Source organism: Motilibacter deserti, assembly GCF_011250635.1.
In the GTDB taxonomy this organism is placed as follows: domain Bacteria; phylum Actinomycetota; class Actinomycetes; order Motilibacterales; family Motilibacteraceae; genus Motilibacter_A; species Motilibacter_A deserti.
Window position 1 is genome coordinate 21,681 of record NZ_JAANNP010000004.1, and the last position, 15,812, is coordinate 37,492.

Consider the following 15,812-nt stretch of genomic DNA (forward strand, 5'->3'; position numbering starts at 1 on the left):
TGACGTTGCGTGCCTATCTGGACGCACAATGTTAGCCAGCGGATACCTCGTGGGTACGGCCTCCTCGACGAGGGAGGGTGGCGGATGGTCCGTCGAGGTGTGTGGGGCACGGTCCCGGCGTTGTGGGCGCTCGCAGCGGTGGCGGCCGGGGCCGCGCTCGGAGCGCCCGCGCCCGGGCGCTCGAAGACGCCCGACGCGGACGTCGTACGCGTCGTCGCTCGTGCCGCGTCCGTCGAGGAGGCGGCCCGCGCGGTGCAGCGCGTGGGTGGGACCGTCGACGCGCGGCTGCCGCTCGTGGACTCCGTCGCGGCCACGGTTCCGGCGTCGTCCCGTGCCCGCCTCGCCGGCGCCCCGGGCGTCGTGGACGTCGCGGACGACAGGCCCGTGCGCGTCCTCGGCGGCCCGGCTCCCGCGCCTGCCGCCGATTCAGAGCCGCAGAATGTCGAGCCGCACGCTGCCGAGACCCGCGTCGACGAGCTGGGCGCCGAGGGCGTGACCGGCGAGGGGGCCACGGTCGCGATCGTGGACACCGGCGTCGCGGACGTCCCCCAGCTGGCCGGGCGGCTGGTGCCGGTCCGCGACGAGCGGACCGGGCGGGTCGACTCCTGCTACGACCTGTCCGGGGAGCGCAGCTGCGACGACGGCTACGGGCACGGCACGTTCCTGGCCGGGCTGGTCACCGGGGACGACGGCGTCGCCCCCGGCGCGCGCGTGCTGTCCGTGAAGGTCGCCGGGCGGGACGGCGCGACCGACGTGAGCACCGTCCTCGCCGCCATCCAGTGGGTCGTGTCGTTCCGCGCGGCCTACGGCATCGACGTGCTCAACCTCTCCCTGGGCACCGACTCGACGCAGTCCTACCGCACCGACCCGCTCAACTACGCGGTCGAGCGGGCGTGGGAGGCGGGGATCGTCGTGGTCGCCGCGGCTGGCAACCTCGGCCCCGCGGCGGGCACCGTGACCAAGCCCGCGGACGACCCCTTCGTGCTGTCCGTGGGCGCGGTGGACGACCTGGGCACCTCCGACATCGCCGACGACGTGCTTCCCGACTTCTCCTCGCGCGGCCCCACCCGCGACGGCTTCGGCAAGCCCGACGTCGTGGCGCCCGGCGCTCGGCTGCGCTCGCTGCGGGCACCGGGCAGCACGATCGACTCCGCCTACCCGCCGAGCGAGGACGGGCCGTACCGCACCGGGAGCGGGACGTCGATGGCTGCCGCGGTGGTGTCGGGCATCGCCGCACTGCTCGCGCAGGCCCGTCCCGAGTGGGGCCCGGACGAGGTGAAGCACGCGCTCATGGCCACCGCCCGACCCGCCATGACCGACGACGGGGGCGCCTCCGGCGCGGGCATCGTCGACGCGTACGCCGCCGCCCGGCAGGCCCCGCCCGGGCGGGCCAACGAGGGACTGGAGCGCTCCACCGGCGTCGGCTCGATCGCCCTGAGCCGCGGGAGCGTGCAGGTCCGGGTCGTCGGCCTGGCCGGGCTGCTGAACGGGCTGCTGCTCAACGGGCTCGTGACCGCGCAGCTGCTGACGTGGGACCCGGTCGGCTACACCACCGGGCTCTGGGTGGCCCCCACCTGGCTGGCCTCGCCGCTGGGGCGCGTGGCCTTCTCGGACGTCACCTGGCCGGCCGGCCACAACTGGAGCGGGCACAACTGGAGCGGGCACAACTGGAGCGGCTCGGCCTGGAGCAGCGCCTCGTCCTCCGAGCGGCAGGGCTCCGCCCGCGACTACGGCGCCACCGGCCCCGGGTCGGCGTGGTACGGGGCGTGGGAGTAGCTCGTGCCCCACGTCGCACAGGCTCGCTCCGCGCGGGCGCGGACCGCCCCCCGTCCCCGGGTGGAGGTCGCCGCACTCGGCGTCGGGCTCGCCGGGGTGGCTGTTGCAGCCGGCATCGCCGCCGGCCGCGCGCCGCACGCCCCGGTGGCTCCGGCGCCGCTCGAGGTCCTCGCGCTGACCGTCTGCCTGGCCGTCGCAGGCGCGCTCTGCCTGAAGATCACCAGCGGCCGGCAGGCGGACCGGCTGGACCTGTTCGAGGCCGCGGTCCTGCCCGCGCTGGCGCTGCTGCCCGGGATGCTGCTCGTGGTCCTCGTCGTGGCCGCGAAGGCCGTCTCGCAGGCGGCCCTGCGCATGCCGCCGGCCAAGGCCGCCTTCAACGCGGCCCAGTGGGGCGCGGCGGCGGCGCTGGCGAGCTGGGCGTTCAGCGAGCTGCGCGGGCCCGGCCCGATCTCCCCGGGCGACCTGCCCGAGCTGCTGCTGGCCGCCGTGGCCCTGCTCGTCGTGAACTGGGCGAGCGTCGGGCTCGCCATCCGCCTCGCGGGCGGCACGGGGGATCCCGGCGCGCTCGCCGGGCTGGGCCGGTCGCTGCTCAACGCCGCCATGACCGTCGCATTCGGGTTGCTCTTCCTCGGCGCCTGGCTCTGGTCACCGCTCGTAGCGCCCGGCTGCCTGGTGGCGCTGGCGGTCCTGCACCTCGGGAGCCGGGCGGTCGCGGCCCAGCACGTCGGCTCGGTCCGCATGCTCGGGCTCGCGAAGGCCCACGGGATGCTCACGGGCGCCGACGACCCGCAGGAGGCGCTCGCGGGCTTCCTGCGCGAGCTGCTGCCGGCGTTCGAGTGCTCGGGCGCTCAGCTGCACGTCGTCCGCGACGGCGTCGCGACGACCTACACCGCGGGCACCGACGGGCCGGTGCGCTGGAGCGGCGCCGCGGCCGAGGTCCCGGCGCTGACCGAGGCGCTCCTGCACGAGCCGGCCCCCGTACGTGTCGGCCGGGCTCCCGCAACGCGCGGGCGGGCGCTGCTGCGCGGCCCGGGGCGTACGCGCCCGGCGGCCGCGCTCCCGCAGCTGCTGCAGGCAGCGGGGTGGCAGGACTGCCTGGCGGCCCCGGTGCGCGTCGGCGGCCAGCGGGTCGGCGTCCTGTGCACGTTCGACCGGCAGGGCGCGGAGGGGTTCGAGCGCGGCGAGCTCGCGGTGCTCGACGCGGCGGCCGGAGTGCTCGGGGAGGTGCTGGCGCGCGCCGAGGTGATGGACGCGCTCGGCCGGTCGGAGGCGCGCTGGCGCGCGCTCGTGCAGGACGTGTCCGACCTCGTCGTCGTGCTCGACGAGGAGCTGCACGTCCGCTACGCCAGCCCCGCCGCCCGGCCGCTGCTCGGAGTGAGCGCCGGTGCCCTCGTCGGAGAGCCCCTGCTCGCCTTCGTCCACCCGGACGACGCGGAGGAGACCCGGCTGCGCCTCACCCGGCTGCCCGGCGACGCGCCCGTCGCCGAGCGCGTCGAGCTCCGCCTCGGGCGCCCCGGCTCGTGGAAGTACGCCGAGGCGGGGGTCACCGACCTGCGCTCGGACCCCGCGGTCGACGGGATCGTGCTCAGCCTGCGCGACATCACCGAGCGGCGCCGCTCGGACGCCTTCCAGGCCAACCAGGCCCGCGTCCTGGAGCTGCTCGCCCGCGGCGAGCCGGTCGACCGGGTGCTCAGCGAGCTCGCGTCGGCCCTGGAGGAGCAGCTCGAGGAGGTCGCGTGCGCGGTGCTGCTCGGCACCCTCTCCGAGGTCTCCGCCGTCGTGGCCCCGACGCTGCCCGCACCCCGCCAGACGTGCGTACGCGAGGTCGCCGCCGAGCTGCTGGCCCGGCGCGGCCACGACGCGGCAGCCGTCGAGGACCGGCTCGTCGTGGTGGCCGACGTCGGCGACGACGTGCGCTGCGCCGGCACCGGCGCGGCCGCGCGCGAGGCGGGGATCGGCGGCCTCACCGTCGTTCCCGCGCCGGTCGCCGAGGGCGGCACGCACGTCGCGCTCGCACTCGTGCGCAGCGCCCCGGGAAGGCCGTCGCGGGAGGCCCTGCGCGCGGCCGCGACCGGGGCACGGCTCGCTCACCTGGCCGTCGAGCACTCGCGGGCGCAGGCGCGCCTTGCCCACCAGGCCGCCCACGACCCGCTGACCGACCTGCCGAACCGGACCGTGTTCCTCGACCGGCTGACGGTCGCTCTCGAGCGGTCACGGCGCGACGGCTCCTGGGCGCTCGTCCTCTTCCTCGACCTCAACCGCTTCAAGGACGTGAACGACAGCCTCGGGCACCGGGTGGGCGACGAGCTCATCCGGGCCGTGGCCGGGCGGTTGTGCTCGGCGGTGCGCCCGCACGACACGGTGGCCCGCTTCGGCGGCGACGAGTTCACCATCCTCTGCGAGGGCGTGCGCAACGAGGCGCACGCCGTCGAGGTGGCGGAGCGCGTCACGGAGGTGCTCGCCCGGCCCTTCGTCATCGGCGGCACCGAGCTGTTCGTGACGTCGAGCATCGGCATGGCGCTCGGGCGCAGCCCGTACGACAGCCCGGAGGCACTCATCGAGAACGCCGACGCGGCGATGTACCGCGCGAAGCAGCGGGGCGACATGTCGTTCGAGGTGTTCGACCAGGCCATGCGCGAGCGCGCGAGCCGGCGGCTGGCGACGCGCAGCGCGCCGCACCGCGCGGTCGAGCGCCAGGAGTTCCGGCTGGTCTACCAGCCGATCGTCTCGCTGCCGACCGGGCGGCTGGTCGGCGTGGAGGCGCTCGTGCGTTGGCAGCACCCCGAGGAGGGCCTGCTGCCGCCGGACCGGTTCATCCCGCTCGCCGAGGAGACCGGGCTCATCGTCCCCATCGGCGCCCAGGTGCTGCAGGACGCCTGCCGCCAGGCCCGCGAATGGTCGACCGGGGACGGGCCGGGGCTCACCGTCAGCGTCAACCTCTCCCCGCGCCAGCTGGGCGACCCGCTGCTGCCCGACATCGTGCGATCGGCCATCGCCCGCAGCCGCGTCCACCCCTCCGCGATCGCTCTCGAGCTCACGGAGACCGCGGTGATGGAGGACATCGCGGCCAGCGAGGCCACGCTGCACAGCCTCAAGGAGCTCGGCGTGCGGCTCTACGTCGACGACTTCGGCACGGGCTACTCCTCGCTGAGCTACCTGCACCGGCTGCCCGTCGACGAGTTGAAGGTCGACCGCTCGTTCGTCGCCCGCATGGGGACGGCCGGCCGCGACGCGCAGATCGTCGGCGCGGTCGTGAGCCTGGCCCACAGCCTGGACCTGGTGGCCGTCGCCGAGGGCGTCGAGACCCGCGAGCAGGCGCTGGAGCTCAAGGCCCTGGGGTGCGAGAAGGCGCAGGGCTACCACTTCGGTCGGCCGCTGCCGCCCGAGCGCATCTCGGCGCTGCGGGTGCAGGGGCTGCCCGCGGCGGTGGTCAGTACGTTCTGAGCAGCCCGCCGTCGACCGCGAGCATCGTGCCCGTGACGTAGGACGCGGCGGGGGAGAGCAGGAACGCGGCCACCCGGCCGAACTCCTCCGGGTCGCCGTACCTCCCGAGCGGGATCTGGCGCTCCCACTCCCGGCGCGACGTCACCGGGCGACCGCTCGCGGCGTCGGTCTGCTGGATCCGCGGGGTGTCGATGCGGCCCGGCAGCAGCCCGTTGACCCGGATGTGACGGCCGGCCAGCTCGTCGGCCAGGCTCTTGGCGACCATCGCGAGGCCGGGGCGCAGCCCGTTGCTGAGCGCCAGGCCCTCGATGGGCGAGCGCACCGACGACGACAGCACGAACACGATGGACCCGCCCTCCGGCGACATCGCGTTGACGACCGCCCGTGCGGTGCGGACCGCGCCCAGGAACACCGTCTCGAACGCCGCGCGCCACTCCTCGTCCGGATGCGTGAGCGCGGTGCCCGGCTTCGGGCCACCCACGCTGATGAGCGCGCCGTCGAGCCGGCCGTAGCGGGCCACGGCCGCCGCCGCGACGCGGGTCGGGGTGCCGGGGTCGGAGAGGTCGCCGACGACCGCGAGGGCGTGGTCGGGGCCGCCCAGCTGGTCCGACGCGGCGCGCAGCGCGTCCTCGTCGCGGGCGCACAGCGACACCCGGGCCCCGTCACCGACCAGTGCCTGTGCCGTCGCGAAGCCCAGCCCGCTGCTCCCGCCGGTGACGACGTACGCCCGCTCCTGCAGCCCGAGGTCCATGTGCACATCCTGCCCACGCTCCGCGCCCGGCTGCAGCATGCCCCGGGGCGCGGCGCTTCCACCGTCGCTCAGGCCTCGCGCCGCTCCACCTCGTCCACGGCGCACGCGGCGTTGATGAGGCCGAGGTAGCTCAGGGCCTGTGGCAGGTTCCCGAGCAGGCTGCCGTCGCGCGGGTCGACCATCTCGCTGAGCAGCCCCGGCCCGTCTGTCAGGGCCAGGACCTCGTCCATCAGGTGCTTGGCCTGCTCCAGCTGGTCGGTGAACGCGAGCGCCTCCACGGCCCAGAAGGTGCAAGCGAGGAAGGCTCCTTCCTCCTTCTGCATTCCTGAATACCGATGCAGCAGAGGGCCGGTCCCGAGCTCCTGCCGCACGGCCGTGACCGTCGACGCCATGCGCGGGCCGCGGTCGAAGCCGAAGCGGGCGCCGAGCAGCACGCCGGCGTCGAGGTCCTCGGTCCCCGCGTGCAACGTGTAGGCCTGTCGCTCCTCCGACCAGCAGTGCTCCGCGACCCACTCCCGGATGCGCGCCGACTCCATGCGCCAGCGCCGCGGGTTGCCGGGCAGGTGGCCCCCGTCCGCGAGCCGGGCCGCCCGGTCCAGGGCCTGCCAGCAGCTCATCTTCGACAGCGTGAAGTGGCGCTCGTCGTGCAGCTCCCACATCCCGGCGTCCCGCCGCTGCCAGTCGTCGCAGCAGCGGTCGGCCAGGTCGGCCAGCACGCGTGACGTGCGCGCGTCGAGCACGTGGCCCTCCTGCACGCAGAGGAAGACCGTCTGGAACAGGTCGCCGTACGGCCCCAGCTGCAGCTGGCCGGCCGCGTCGTTGCCGTCGACGACGGGCGCGCTGCGCCGGTAGCCCGGCACGTCCCGCCGGCGGCTGCCGCCCGGTAGCTCGCCGTCCAGGGAGTAGAACGGCTGCAGCTCGGGCCCGTGCCGCTCGACCGTGGCGAGCAGCCAGGAGACGGCTGCGTGGACCTCCTCGTGCAGGCCGAGCCGCACGAAGGCGTCGAGCGTGTACGCGGTGTCGCGCACCCACGTGTAGCGGTAGTCCCAGTTCTTGCCGCCGTCGAGCCGCTCCGGCACCGACGTCGTCGCCGCGGCGGCGATCGCGCCGGTGGGGGCATAGAGCAGCAGCTTCAGCGCCAGCGCGGCCCGGCGTACGGCCTTCTCCCAGGAGCCGCTCCAGACGAGGGTGTCCGACCAGTCCTGCCATCCGCGGACGGTGCGATCGATCCGGGAGTCCAGCTGGTCGGCGCCGGGCAGGTAGAGCGGCTCGCGCGACGTGGCCACGACACCCAGGACGCCGCGCGACCCCGGCGCGGTCCTGAAATGGCCGGTGACTGAGCTGCCGTGCGTCTCGTGGCTGCCCACGTCGCCGCACCGCACGCCCATCGTGAGGTCGTCCAGCTTCAGCAGCGGCCCCGTCTCGTGCTCGTCCGCCCAGGGCGCGAGCACCCCGAGCGCGCTCCCGGGTGACACCTCCCAGCGCATCGGGACGTGCCCTTCGACGCCCTCGACGCGGCGGGCGAGCTCGGACCAGGGCAGCCGGCCGGCCACCCCGGTGTTGAGGGCGTCGGTGACCCGGACCCGCCCGGAGCGCGTGACGAACTCGGTGGCGACGACGTTCGTGTCGCCGACGTAGCCGCGCTCCACGGTGAACGGCTCGTCGGGGCGCAGCGAGATCGACCCTCCCTCGCGCGGGTCCAGCAGCGCGGCGAAGGCGGGCACGCCGTGCAGGTCGGGGACCGCCCACCAATCCACCGACCCGTCCTTGGCGATCAGCGCGACCGAGCGCCCGTCCCCGATCCCGGCGTAGTCCGCGAGCGGGGCGTAGCCGTCCTCGTCGCGGGTCGGAGCGCCGCCCGGCGGCGTCGCGGCGGGCAGGTCGGCAGGCGGCGTCACGACCGCACATCCTTCCCGGCTTCCCCGCCGCCGGCACCTCCGCCGTGCCGGTCGCGCGCGACGGCCGGAAGCCACGTAGCGTCGTCGGTGTGCAGGCGTACGACGGCATCGAGCGCGCGGCCGGCCTGGTCGCCGGCGCGCAGCGGATCGTGGTGCTCACGGGCGCCGGCATCTCCACCGAGTCGGGGATCCCCGACTTCCGCGGCCCGAACGGCCTGTGGACGCGTGACCCCTCTGCGGCGCGCATGTTCGACATCGACGAGTACGTCGCCGACCCGGAGCTGCGCAGGCGGTCGTGGCAGCTGCGGCGGGACAACGCCGCGCGGACGGCGCGGCCGAACGCCGGCCACCGGGCCCTGGTCGAGCTCGAGCGGCAGGGACGCCTGCGGACGCTGATCACGCAGAACATCGACGGACTCCACCAGCGCGCGGGCAGCTCACCGGAGCTCGTCCTCGAGCTGCACGGGACGATGTGGGAAGCCGAGTGCCTGCGTTGCGGGCGGCACGTCCCCATGGGCGAGGCGCTCGAGCGGGTAGTCGCGGGGGACGAGGACCCTGCCTGCCTCGTCTGTGGCGGCATGCTCAAGTCCGCCACGGTGAGCTTCGGCCAGGACCTCGACCCCGGCGTCCTCGCCCGGGCCTTCGACGCCGCCCGCTCGTGCGACCTCTTCCTCGCCGTCGGCACGACCCTGCAGGTGCTGCCCGCCGCCTCCCTGCCCGGTGCCGCGGAGGCCGCGGGCGCCGCGCTCGTGGTGCTCAACCAGGGCGAGACGGCCTACGACGACTCCGCGGACGCCGTCGTCCGGGCCCCGATCGGCGAGGTGCTTCCGGCGCTGGTCGCCCTCCACGCGCGCGAGAGCCGGCCCGGGCACTCGAGCTAGCAGCAGGAGCAGCAGCACCGCGGCGACGAGGTAGGCGTCCGCGACCAGCTGCGAGAGCCACCACGCCGGCCGCTCGGGCTCGCGGGGTGGGCCGGGGGCCCACCACATCGGCGCAGCCGCGAAGAGCGCGAAGCCGGCGAGCGCCGCCCGGCGCCGCCCCTCCCGCAGCAGCAGCGCCAGCGCGGGGACGACCCACACCCAGTGGTGCGTCCAGGAGATCGGCGACACGGCGAGGCCGGTGGCCGCCGTGACGACGACGGCGGCCAGCCAGTCCTCACGACGCGCGTACGCCGCGGCGAGCGCCAGCCCGAGGGCCCCGGCGAGGGCCGGCAGCAGGAGGTACGCCGACGGCACCTCGGCGGCCCGGCCGAACACGCGCGCGGCGACCCCGAACGGCGACTGGTTGGACACGTACGTCGCGCCGACCCGGCTGGTGTCGCCGAGGTAGCGGCCCCAGAACGTGGCGGACGCGCCGGGCGCGAGCGCCCACGCAGCGGCGGAGGCGGCGACGAACGCGACGACGGCGTTGCGCGCCGAGCGGGCACGGCCGGCAGCGAGCAGCAGGAGCACGAAGACCGCGGGGGTGAGCTTGACCGCGGCCGCGAGGCCGATCCACATCCCGGCCGGGCGGCCGGAGGAGACCCGCTCGACGTCGCGCAGCACCAGGGCCATGAGCAGGAGGTTCACCTGCCCGAGGAACAGCGTGTGCCAGACGGGCTCGAGCAGCAGCGTGGCCGCGACGGCGGCGAGGACGGCCGGCGGGCGTGCCCCGAGCCCGGCGAGGCGCAGGCCCACGCGGCAGGAGTAGGCGAGGGCCGCGACCGAGGCGAGGTCCCAGCAGAGCCGCGCGGCGGTCTCCGGCACCCATGTCAAAGGAGTGAAGAGCAGTGCGGCGAACGGCGGATAAGTGAACCAGTGTTCGTCGATCTGCGCGAGGTAGAGCTGAGCGTCCTGAAGGACGGCGGCACCGCCTCCGCGATAGATGGAGAAGTCGAGGGACTCGTACACAGCGGCGAAGACGACGAGGGCGACGAGCTCGATGGCGAGGAGGACGCGGACGCCGCGCGGGAACGAGAGCAGGCAGGTCGGCATGGCGTCACCGTCGCGAGGCAGGCTCCGGCGGGCGTCGGGCCACGGGCCACAGGACGGGGCGGGCGCTCGCCTCCGGGAGTACGCCCCGAGGCGGATGTGCGCCCGCGCTGTGCGCGGCTACGCTCCGGCGCGTGCTCCCACGGTGGCCCGAGGCGGCCCGGGCGAGGCTTCCGGGCCGGCGGCCCGTCCACGTCGTCGCGGCGCGCCTGGTGGCCGTAGCCCTGCTCTGCACCCTGCTCCTGGCGGCGCTGGCGGGGTACGCCGGCGCGGTCCTCGACGACCCGTCCCTGGTGCTCGTCGCGTTCTGCTGGGCGGCCGGTGTCGCGCTGCGCCGTCACCCGGTCGCGATGCTCGTCGTGCAGCTCGCCGTCCTGCCGGTCGCGCTGTTCCTCAGCGACGACGGGCTGGCGCCCGTCCTGCAGCTGCTCGCGGTCGCCGCGGCCCTGGCCCTCGTGTCGGCGCTGCTACCGCCGCGCCGGTCGCTGACCGTCGCGGCGGTAGCGTTAGTCGCCGTCGGCGCCCTGCTGCCGGGCCGCCCGTCCGAGGGTGTCGCGGGGGGCCTGGACGTGGTCGTCGCCGAGACCTTCCTCGCCGTGCTGCTGGCGCTGGCCTGGCTCGCGGGCTACACCGTGCTCGAGCGGCGCCGGCACGCCGCCCTGCTGCGGGAGCAGGCGACGCACGAGGCGGTGATCGCCGAGCGGCTGCGGATCGCGCGCGAGCTGCACGACGCCGTGGCCCACAGCATCGGCGTCATCGCCATCCAGGCCGGGGTCGGCAGCCGGGTTCTCGACACCCAGCCGGAGGAGGCGCGCAACGCGTTGACGACGATCGAGCAGACCAGCCGGGAGACGCTCGCCGGGCTGCGTCGCACGGTGACGTCGCTGCGTGCGAGCGAGGGCGGCGCCGGCCGGGACGAGGCGGCGTACGCCCCGGCTCCCGGCCTCGACGGCCTCGAACGGCTCGTTGCCGGGGCCGCGGACGCCGGCGTCGCCGTCGAGCTGAGATGGGAGGGGGAGCGGCGGGCCCCTCCTGGCGAGATCGAGCTCGCGGCGTACCGGATCGTGCAGGAGGCGGTGACGAACGTGGTGCGGCACGCCGCCACCGACCACTGCGTGGTCACCGTCGTGCAGGGCGAGGACGCGCTGACCGTCGACGTGGCGGACTCGGGGGCGGGCACGGGGACGACCGAACCGGGCTTCGGACTCGTGGGCATGCGCGAGCGCGTCGACCTGCTCCACGGCGACCTGCGGGCGGGGCCGCGGGCCGAGGGCGGGTTCCGCGTCACAGCACGGCTCCCGTTGCCGGACGGACCGGCGTGACGAGCGGCGGCGGTATGGATGACGTCGCGGAGCTCGAGCCGGTGGGCCGGGCCCTGCGGGTCGTGCTCGCCGACGACCAGCCGCTCGTCCGCGCCGGGCTGCGCGTGCTCATCGCCGACCAGCCCGACCTCGCCGTGGTCGCCGAGGCGGGCACCGGCCTTGAAGCGGTGGCAGCCGCGCGCGAGCTGCAGCCCGACGTCGTCCTGATGGACGTCCGCATGCCCCGGCTCGACGGCATCGAGGCGACGCGCCGCATCCTGGCCGAGCCCACCCGCACGCGAGTGGCTGTGCTGACGACGTTCGACGACGAGGAGTACGTCTATGGCGCGCTGCGCGCCGGGGCGAGCGGGTTCTTCGTCAAGGACATGCCGCTGGAGGCCATCCTCGACGGCATCCGAGTCGTCGCGGCCGGTGACGCGCTGCTCGCCCCCGCGGTGACGCGCCGGCTGATCGCCGACCTGGTCGACCGGCCGTCCCGACCCGTCGCGGCGCCCGCGCTGGAGCGGGTGTCCCCGCGCGAGCGCGAGGTACTCGCCCTCGTCGGCCGTGGGCTGTCCAACGCCGAGATCGCCGACGAGCTCGTCATCACGGTGGCGACCGCGAAGGCGCACGTCGCGCGTCTGCTGACCAAGCTCGACGCCCGCGACCGGGTCCAGCTGGTCATCCTCGCCTACGAGTGCGGGCTCGTCGGCGGCCCGCGCTAGCTGTCAGAGATAGCGCTCGTCCCACGCTAGGAGCGCAGGAACCGGTCGACGAACCGCTCCGTCGCGTGGCCGTCGTCCAGGTGGCAGAAGCGCTCGCGGAAGCGGGCGTACGCGGCGGCGTGCTCACGGTGCCCGCGCTCGACGTCCCGCAGCTGCTCGACGAGCGCGTCGGACGTGGTCACCACCGGGCCGGGCGGGTCGGCCGTGGGGTCGAAGTAGAAGCCGCGCAGCTCGTCGCGGTAGCGCTCGAGGTCGTAGGCGAACAGCACCAGCGGCTTGCCCGTGACGGCGAAGTCGAACATCGTCGAGGAGTAGTCGGTGACCATCGCGTCGGCGGCGAGGTAGAGCTCGGCGACGTCGGCGTGGTGCGACACGTCGCGCACCCGGGGAGACGTGCGCGGGCGCATCCTTCCGGTGAGCTTGTAGTGCAGCCGAACGAGCAGCACGACGTCCGGCCCCAGCTCGGCGGTGGCCGCGTCGACGTCCAGTGCGAGCGGGTCGGCGTCCACCGCCCCCTCCCAGAACGCGTCGTCGCGCCAGGTGGGGGTGTAGAGCACGGCCGTCTGGCCCTCCTCGACGCCCAGCTCGCGGCGTACGCGACGGCGGATGTCGTCCGCACCGGGGGAGCGCAGCACGTCGTTGCGCGGGTAGCCGGTCTCCAGCACCTCGCCCTCCCAGCGGAACGCTCCACGCAGCACCTGCGTGCTGTAGGCGTTGGGGGAGAGCAGGACGTCCCAGCGGTCGACGTCCTCGGACAGGTGCTCGAGCAGCCCGGGCGGCCCCCAGAGCACGTCCGCGTGGATGCGCTTGAGCGGCGTCCCGTGCCAGGTCTGCACGTACGTCGCGCCGGGACGCTTGGCCCAGTCCATCTCCAGGTGGCTGTTGGACACGACCAGGTCGGCCGACTCGAGCGCCCGCACCGCCTCCGGGGTGTAGATCTCGACCGTCGCGACGGTCGCCGGGAACGTCGCGGCGTGCTCGGGGTCGGACAGCCAGCAGTGCTCGGCGTCGGGCGCCTGCTCGAGCAGCGCCTCGTGGACGGCCCGCGGGCTGTCCGAGTAGCGCCCGTTGAAGCTGTTGTAGACCACGCGCACCGCTGAGTCCTCCGTCACTCGATCCGGCCTCCCGGCTGCGGGAGACCGTTCACCTCGAGCCGGAGACACCGAAGAGTACGGGTCAGTCGTCCTCGCCGGGCTCGCCGTCGCCCGGGGGCCCGACCCGGACGCGTCCCGGCACGTACACGTGCTCGCTCGCGCCGCGGTCCTGCTCGGCCACCCGGCGGGAGATCTCTCCCACTCCGCCCACCTCCTTCATCCTGCTGACAGGAGGGCCTGTGTCCGACATCACGTACATCAGGAGAACGCCGAGGCCGCCGAGGAGGGGCTCGACGCGCCGGACGTGCTCTTCCTGTCTACCTCCGAATCCGGTCAGGGGACGACCGCAGGGCGGGGGGCGGGCGCGGCGCCGTCCCCGTCGGCCTCCGCGGACTCGCGCGCGTCGCGGCGCAGCAGGACGAACCAGCCGACCAGGGCGACGCCGATGAAGACGAACCATTGGAACGCGTAGGCGAGGTTGATGCCGACGTCGGCCTCGGGCAGGTCCAGCGCCTGCGGGGCCTGCGCCGGCGCCGGGGTCTCGGCCGAGCGCTGGACGTAGCCGGCGTACGCCTGGCCGACCGACAGCTGCGGGACCAGCCGGGTCGGGGCGATGCGGGTGACGGTCGGGAAGCCGCCGACCTGCTCGAGCCGGGACTGGCGCTCGTTCGACGGCTCCGAGGCCCGGATCTGCCCCACCAGCGTCACCGTCCCGGACGGCGGCGCGGGGACGTCGGGCGCGGTCGTCGCGCTCGCCCCGGCGGGCACGAAGCCCCGGTCGACCAGGAGGACGGGGCCCGTGGCCGGCCGCAGCGGGACGAGGACGTGGAAGCCGCGCTCGCCGTCCTGGCTGCGGTTGCGCACCAGCACGGTCTTGTCCGGGAGGTACGTCCCCGTCAGCGTGACCTGGCGCCACTGCACCCGCTTGGCCGGCTCGGCGTCGACGGCGAGCAGGTCGCCCGCCGGGACCGGCTCGGCGCGGGCGGCCGCGGCGATCGCGTCGTTGGACGCCCACTTGCCCTCCGCGCGGTGCCACTGCCAGAGCCCGAGGCGCGCGAAGACCAGGCACAGGATGACGACCACCACGCTCAGCCCGATCCAGCGCGGCTGCCGGAGGGTGCGCAGCACCCCTCGACGGTACCTAGGCTGGGGGCATGCTCTCGGATCGGTACGGCCGCGTCGCGACCTCGCTGCGCGTGTCCCTCACCGACCGCTGCAACCTGCGCTGCACCTACTGCATGCCGGCCGAGGGCCTGGACTGGCTGCCCAAGCCGCACCTGCTCACCGACGACGAGGTCGTCCGCATCGTGTCGGTGGCGGTCGGCCTCGGCGTGCGGGACGTGCGCCTGACCGGCGGCGAGCCGCTGCTACGCCGCGGGCTGGTGGGGCTGGTCGAGCGGCTCGCGGCGCTCACCCCGCGGCCGGCGCTCTCGGTCACGACGAACGCGGTCGGGCTCGAGCGGCTCGCCGCGCCGCTCGCCGCGGCCGGCCTGGACCGGGTCAATGTGTCGCTCGACACCCTCGACGCCGCCCGGTTCCGCGCCATCACCCACCGCGACCGGCTCGACGACGTCCTCCGCGGCCTCGCGGCAGCCCACGCGGCGGGCCTCTCGCCGGTCAAGGTCAACTCCGTGCTGCTGCGCGGGGTCAACGACGACGAGGCAGCCGCGCTCACGCGCTGGGCGCTGGGGGAGGGCTACGAGCCGCGCTTCATCGAGCAGATGCCGCTGGACGCCCAGCACGGGTGGAAGCGCGAGGAGATGGTGACCGCCGCCGAGATCCTCGAGCTGCTGGGCCGCGAGCTCGAGCTCGAGCCGGACCCGGCGCACCGCGGCAGCGCCCCGGCCGAGCGCTGGGTGGTGCGCGAGGCGGGCCGGCTGCTCGGGCTGGTCGGCGTGGTCGGGTCGGTCACCCGCCCGTTCTGCGGCGCGTGCGACCGCATCCGGCTCACCGCCGACGGCCAGGTCCGCAACTGCCTGTTCTCCCAGGACGAGGTGGACCTGCGGGCGGCCCTGCGGACGGGGGCCGACGACGCGGCCATCGCGAACCTGCTGCGCGGTGCGGTCCAGGTCAAGCGGGCCGGGCACGGCATCGACGAGCCGGGCTTCCTGCAGCCGCCGCGGCCGATGTCCGCGATCGGCGGCTGACGCTTCCCTGCGCCGTCCGGGCGACGCCCGCGCTGCGGCTTTGACTGCAGGAGTACGGAACCGTACCGTACTGAAGTACGGAACCGTTCCGTACTCCGGGAGGTGGCCGGGATGACCCCGAACGACACGAGCCGGGAGGCCGAGCTCTGCCGCGCCGCCCTGGACCTGCTCGTCGAGGTGGGCTACGAGGCGTTTTCGATGGACGCGCTCGCCAAGCGCGCGCACGCGAGCAAGGCGACGATCTACCGCCGATGGGCCGGCAAGCCCGAGCTCATCGTCGAGGCGCTCGCCCACGAGCACCGGCCGGAGGACCTCCCGGACACGGGCGAGCTGCGCGGGGACCTCTTGGCGTTCCTGCTCGGCTTCACCCGAGGTGACCGGGCGCCGGAGATCTTCGCCGCCGTCGCGCACGCCGTCCGCACCGACCCGCGCATGTGCGCCGCCGTGCAGGAGCGGCTCGCCGAGCCGCACCGGCGCACGAGCGTTCAGCTGGTCGAGCGCGCCGTCGCCCGCGGCGAGCTCGCCCCGCGCGCCCTCGAGCTGGGCCTCTTCCACGACATCGGCCCGTCGCTCGTGCTCAGCCGGCTGACTGCCGGCCAGAGCGTCGACGAGGCCTTCTGCGCCGAGGTCGTCGACACCGTGCTGCTGCCGGTCCTGCGGCAGAGCTGACCCGCCGCGATCGGCTGCAGCCCTGGCCGGCTGCACC

11 protein-coding genes and 1 pseudogene are annotated in these 15,812 nt (G+C 75.2%); 7 read left to right on the forward strand and 5 right to left on the reverse strand.

From position 1 onward, the window contains the following. Positions 1-84: 84 nt before the first annotated feature. A complete protein-coding gene (locus G9H71_RS09860) occupies positions 85-1,776 on the forward strand; it encodes a S8 family peptidase (protein ID WP_166281276.1) in 1,692 nt (563 codons plus the stop codon). Positions 1,777-1,836: 60 nt separating this feature from the next. Next, the gene (locus G9H71_RS09865) at positions 1,837-5,220 is read left to right on the forward strand and encodes an EAL domain-containing protein (protein WP_166281278.1); all 3,384 of its coding nucleotides are present in this window, start codon (positions 1,837-1,839) and stop codon (positions 5,218-5,220) included. Here G9H71_RS09865 and G9H71_RS09870 read toward each other — a convergent pair. Continuing rightward, positions 5,207-5,971 (reverse strand): SDR family oxidoreductase, encoded by a 765-nt coding sequence (locus G9H71_RS09870; RefSeq protein ID WP_166281280.1) that lies wholly within the window; start codon positions 5,969-5,971, stop codon positions 5,207-5,209. The genes G9H71_RS09865 and G9H71_RS09870 overlap by 14 nt on opposite strands. Before the next feature lie 68 nt (positions 5,972-6,039). After that, on the reverse strand, positions 6,040-7,869 hold the full coding sequence (locus G9H71_RS09875) for a glycoside hydrolase family 15 protein (RefSeq protein ID WP_331272881.1): 1,830 nt from the start codon (positions 7,867-7,869) through the stop codon (positions 6,040-6,042). A 152-nt stretch (positions 7,870-8,021) separates the two neighbouring features. Between G9H71_RS09875 and G9H71_RS25500 the strand changes: the two genes are divergently transcribed. Beyond that, positions 8,022-8,750, forward strand: a complete 729-nt coding sequence (locus tag G9H71_RS25500) for an SIR2 family NAD-dependent protein deacylase (RefSeq protein WP_407939719.1) — start codon at positions 8,022-8,024, stop codon at positions 8,748-8,750. Between the two features lie 231 nt (positions 8,751-8,981). On the opposite strand, the pseudogene G9H71_RS25505 reads toward G9H71_RS25500, so the two are convergent. Next, positions 8,982-9,842, reverse strand: a pseudogene (locus G9H71_RS25505) (glycosyltransferase 87 family protein); the annotation flags it as partial. 131 nt (positions 9,843-9,973) lie between these two features. Here G9H71_RS25505 and G9H71_RS09885 point away from each other — a divergent pair. Together G9H71_RS09885 and G9H71_RS09890 are read left to right on the forward strand one after the other, a co-directional pair. Beyond that, positions 9,974-11,161, forward strand: coding sequence for a sensor histidine kinase (locus tag G9H71_RS09885; RefSeq protein ID WP_166281282.1), 1,188 nt, complete (start codon positions 9,974-9,976; stop codon positions 11,159-11,161). 14 nt (positions 11,162-11,175) lie between these two features. Further along, positions 11,176-11,865 carry a response regulator gene (locus G9H71_RS09890; RefSeq protein WP_166281284.1) on the forward strand — a complete coding sequence of 230 codons (690 nt, stop codon included), beginning with the start codon at positions 11,176-11,178 and terminating at the stop codon, positions 11,863-11,865. A 26-nt stretch (positions 11,866-11,891) separates the two neighbouring features. Here the strand turns inward: G9H71_RS09890 and G9H71_RS09895 are convergent, their stop codons facing one another. Both G9H71_RS09895 and G9H71_RS09900 read right to left on the reverse strand, forming a co-directional pair. Continuing rightward, positions 11,892-12,977, reverse strand: coding sequence for a CDP-glycerol glycerophosphotransferase family protein (locus tag G9H71_RS09895; RefSeq protein ID WP_331272882.1), 1,086 nt, complete (start codon positions 12,975-12,977; stop codon positions 11,892-11,894). Positions 12,978-13,292: 315 nt separating this feature from the next. Next, positions 13,293-14,087 carry an SURF1 family cytochrome oxidase biogenesis protein gene (locus G9H71_RS09900; protein WP_166281286.1) on the reverse strand — a complete coding sequence of 265 codons (795 nt, stop codon included), beginning with the start codon at positions 14,085-14,087 and terminating at the stop codon, positions 13,293-13,295. 26 nt (positions 14,088-14,113) lie between these two features. On the opposite strand from G9H71_RS09900, the gene moaA reads away from it, so the two are divergent. Both moaA and G9H71_RS09910 read left to right on the forward strand, forming a co-directional pair. Further along, entirely contained in the window at positions 14,114-15,106 is a 993-nt protein-coding gene (moaA, locus tag G9H71_RS09905) for a GTP 3',8-cyclase MoaA (RefSeq protein WP_166281288.1), read from the forward strand. Between the two features lie 111 nt (positions 15,107-15,217). Beyond that, positions 15,218-15,775: a TetR/AcrR family transcriptional regulator gene (locus G9H71_RS09910; RefSeq protein ID WP_166281290.1), complete on the forward strand. Its 558-nt coding sequence runs from the start codon at positions 15,218-15,220 to the stop codon at positions 15,773-15,775. Positions 15,776-15,812 lie beyond the last annotated feature (37 nt).

Bases quoted from the DNA above. Each gene is read 5' to 3' on its own strand.
- G9H71_RS09860 (WP_166281276.1), top strand. From the start codon at position 85: ATGGTCCGTCGAGGTGTGTGGGGCACGGTCCCGGCGTTGTGGGCGCTC.
- G9H71_RS09870 (WP_166281280.1), bottom strand. From the start codon at position 5,971: ATGGACCTCGGGCTGCAGGAGCGGGCGTACGTCGTCACCGGCGGGAGC.
- G9H71_RS09890 (WP_166281284.1), top strand. From the start codon at position 11,176: ATGGATGACGTCGCGGAGCTCGAGCCGGTGGGCCGGGCCCTGCGGGTC.
- moaA (WP_166281288.1), top strand. From the start codon at position 14,114: ATGCTCTCGGATCGGTACGGCCGCGTCGCGACCTCGCTGCGCGTGTCC.
- G9H71_RS09910 (WP_166281290.1), top strand. From the start codon at position 15,218: ATGACCCCGAACGACACGAGCCGGGAGGCCGAGCTCTGCCGCGCCGCC.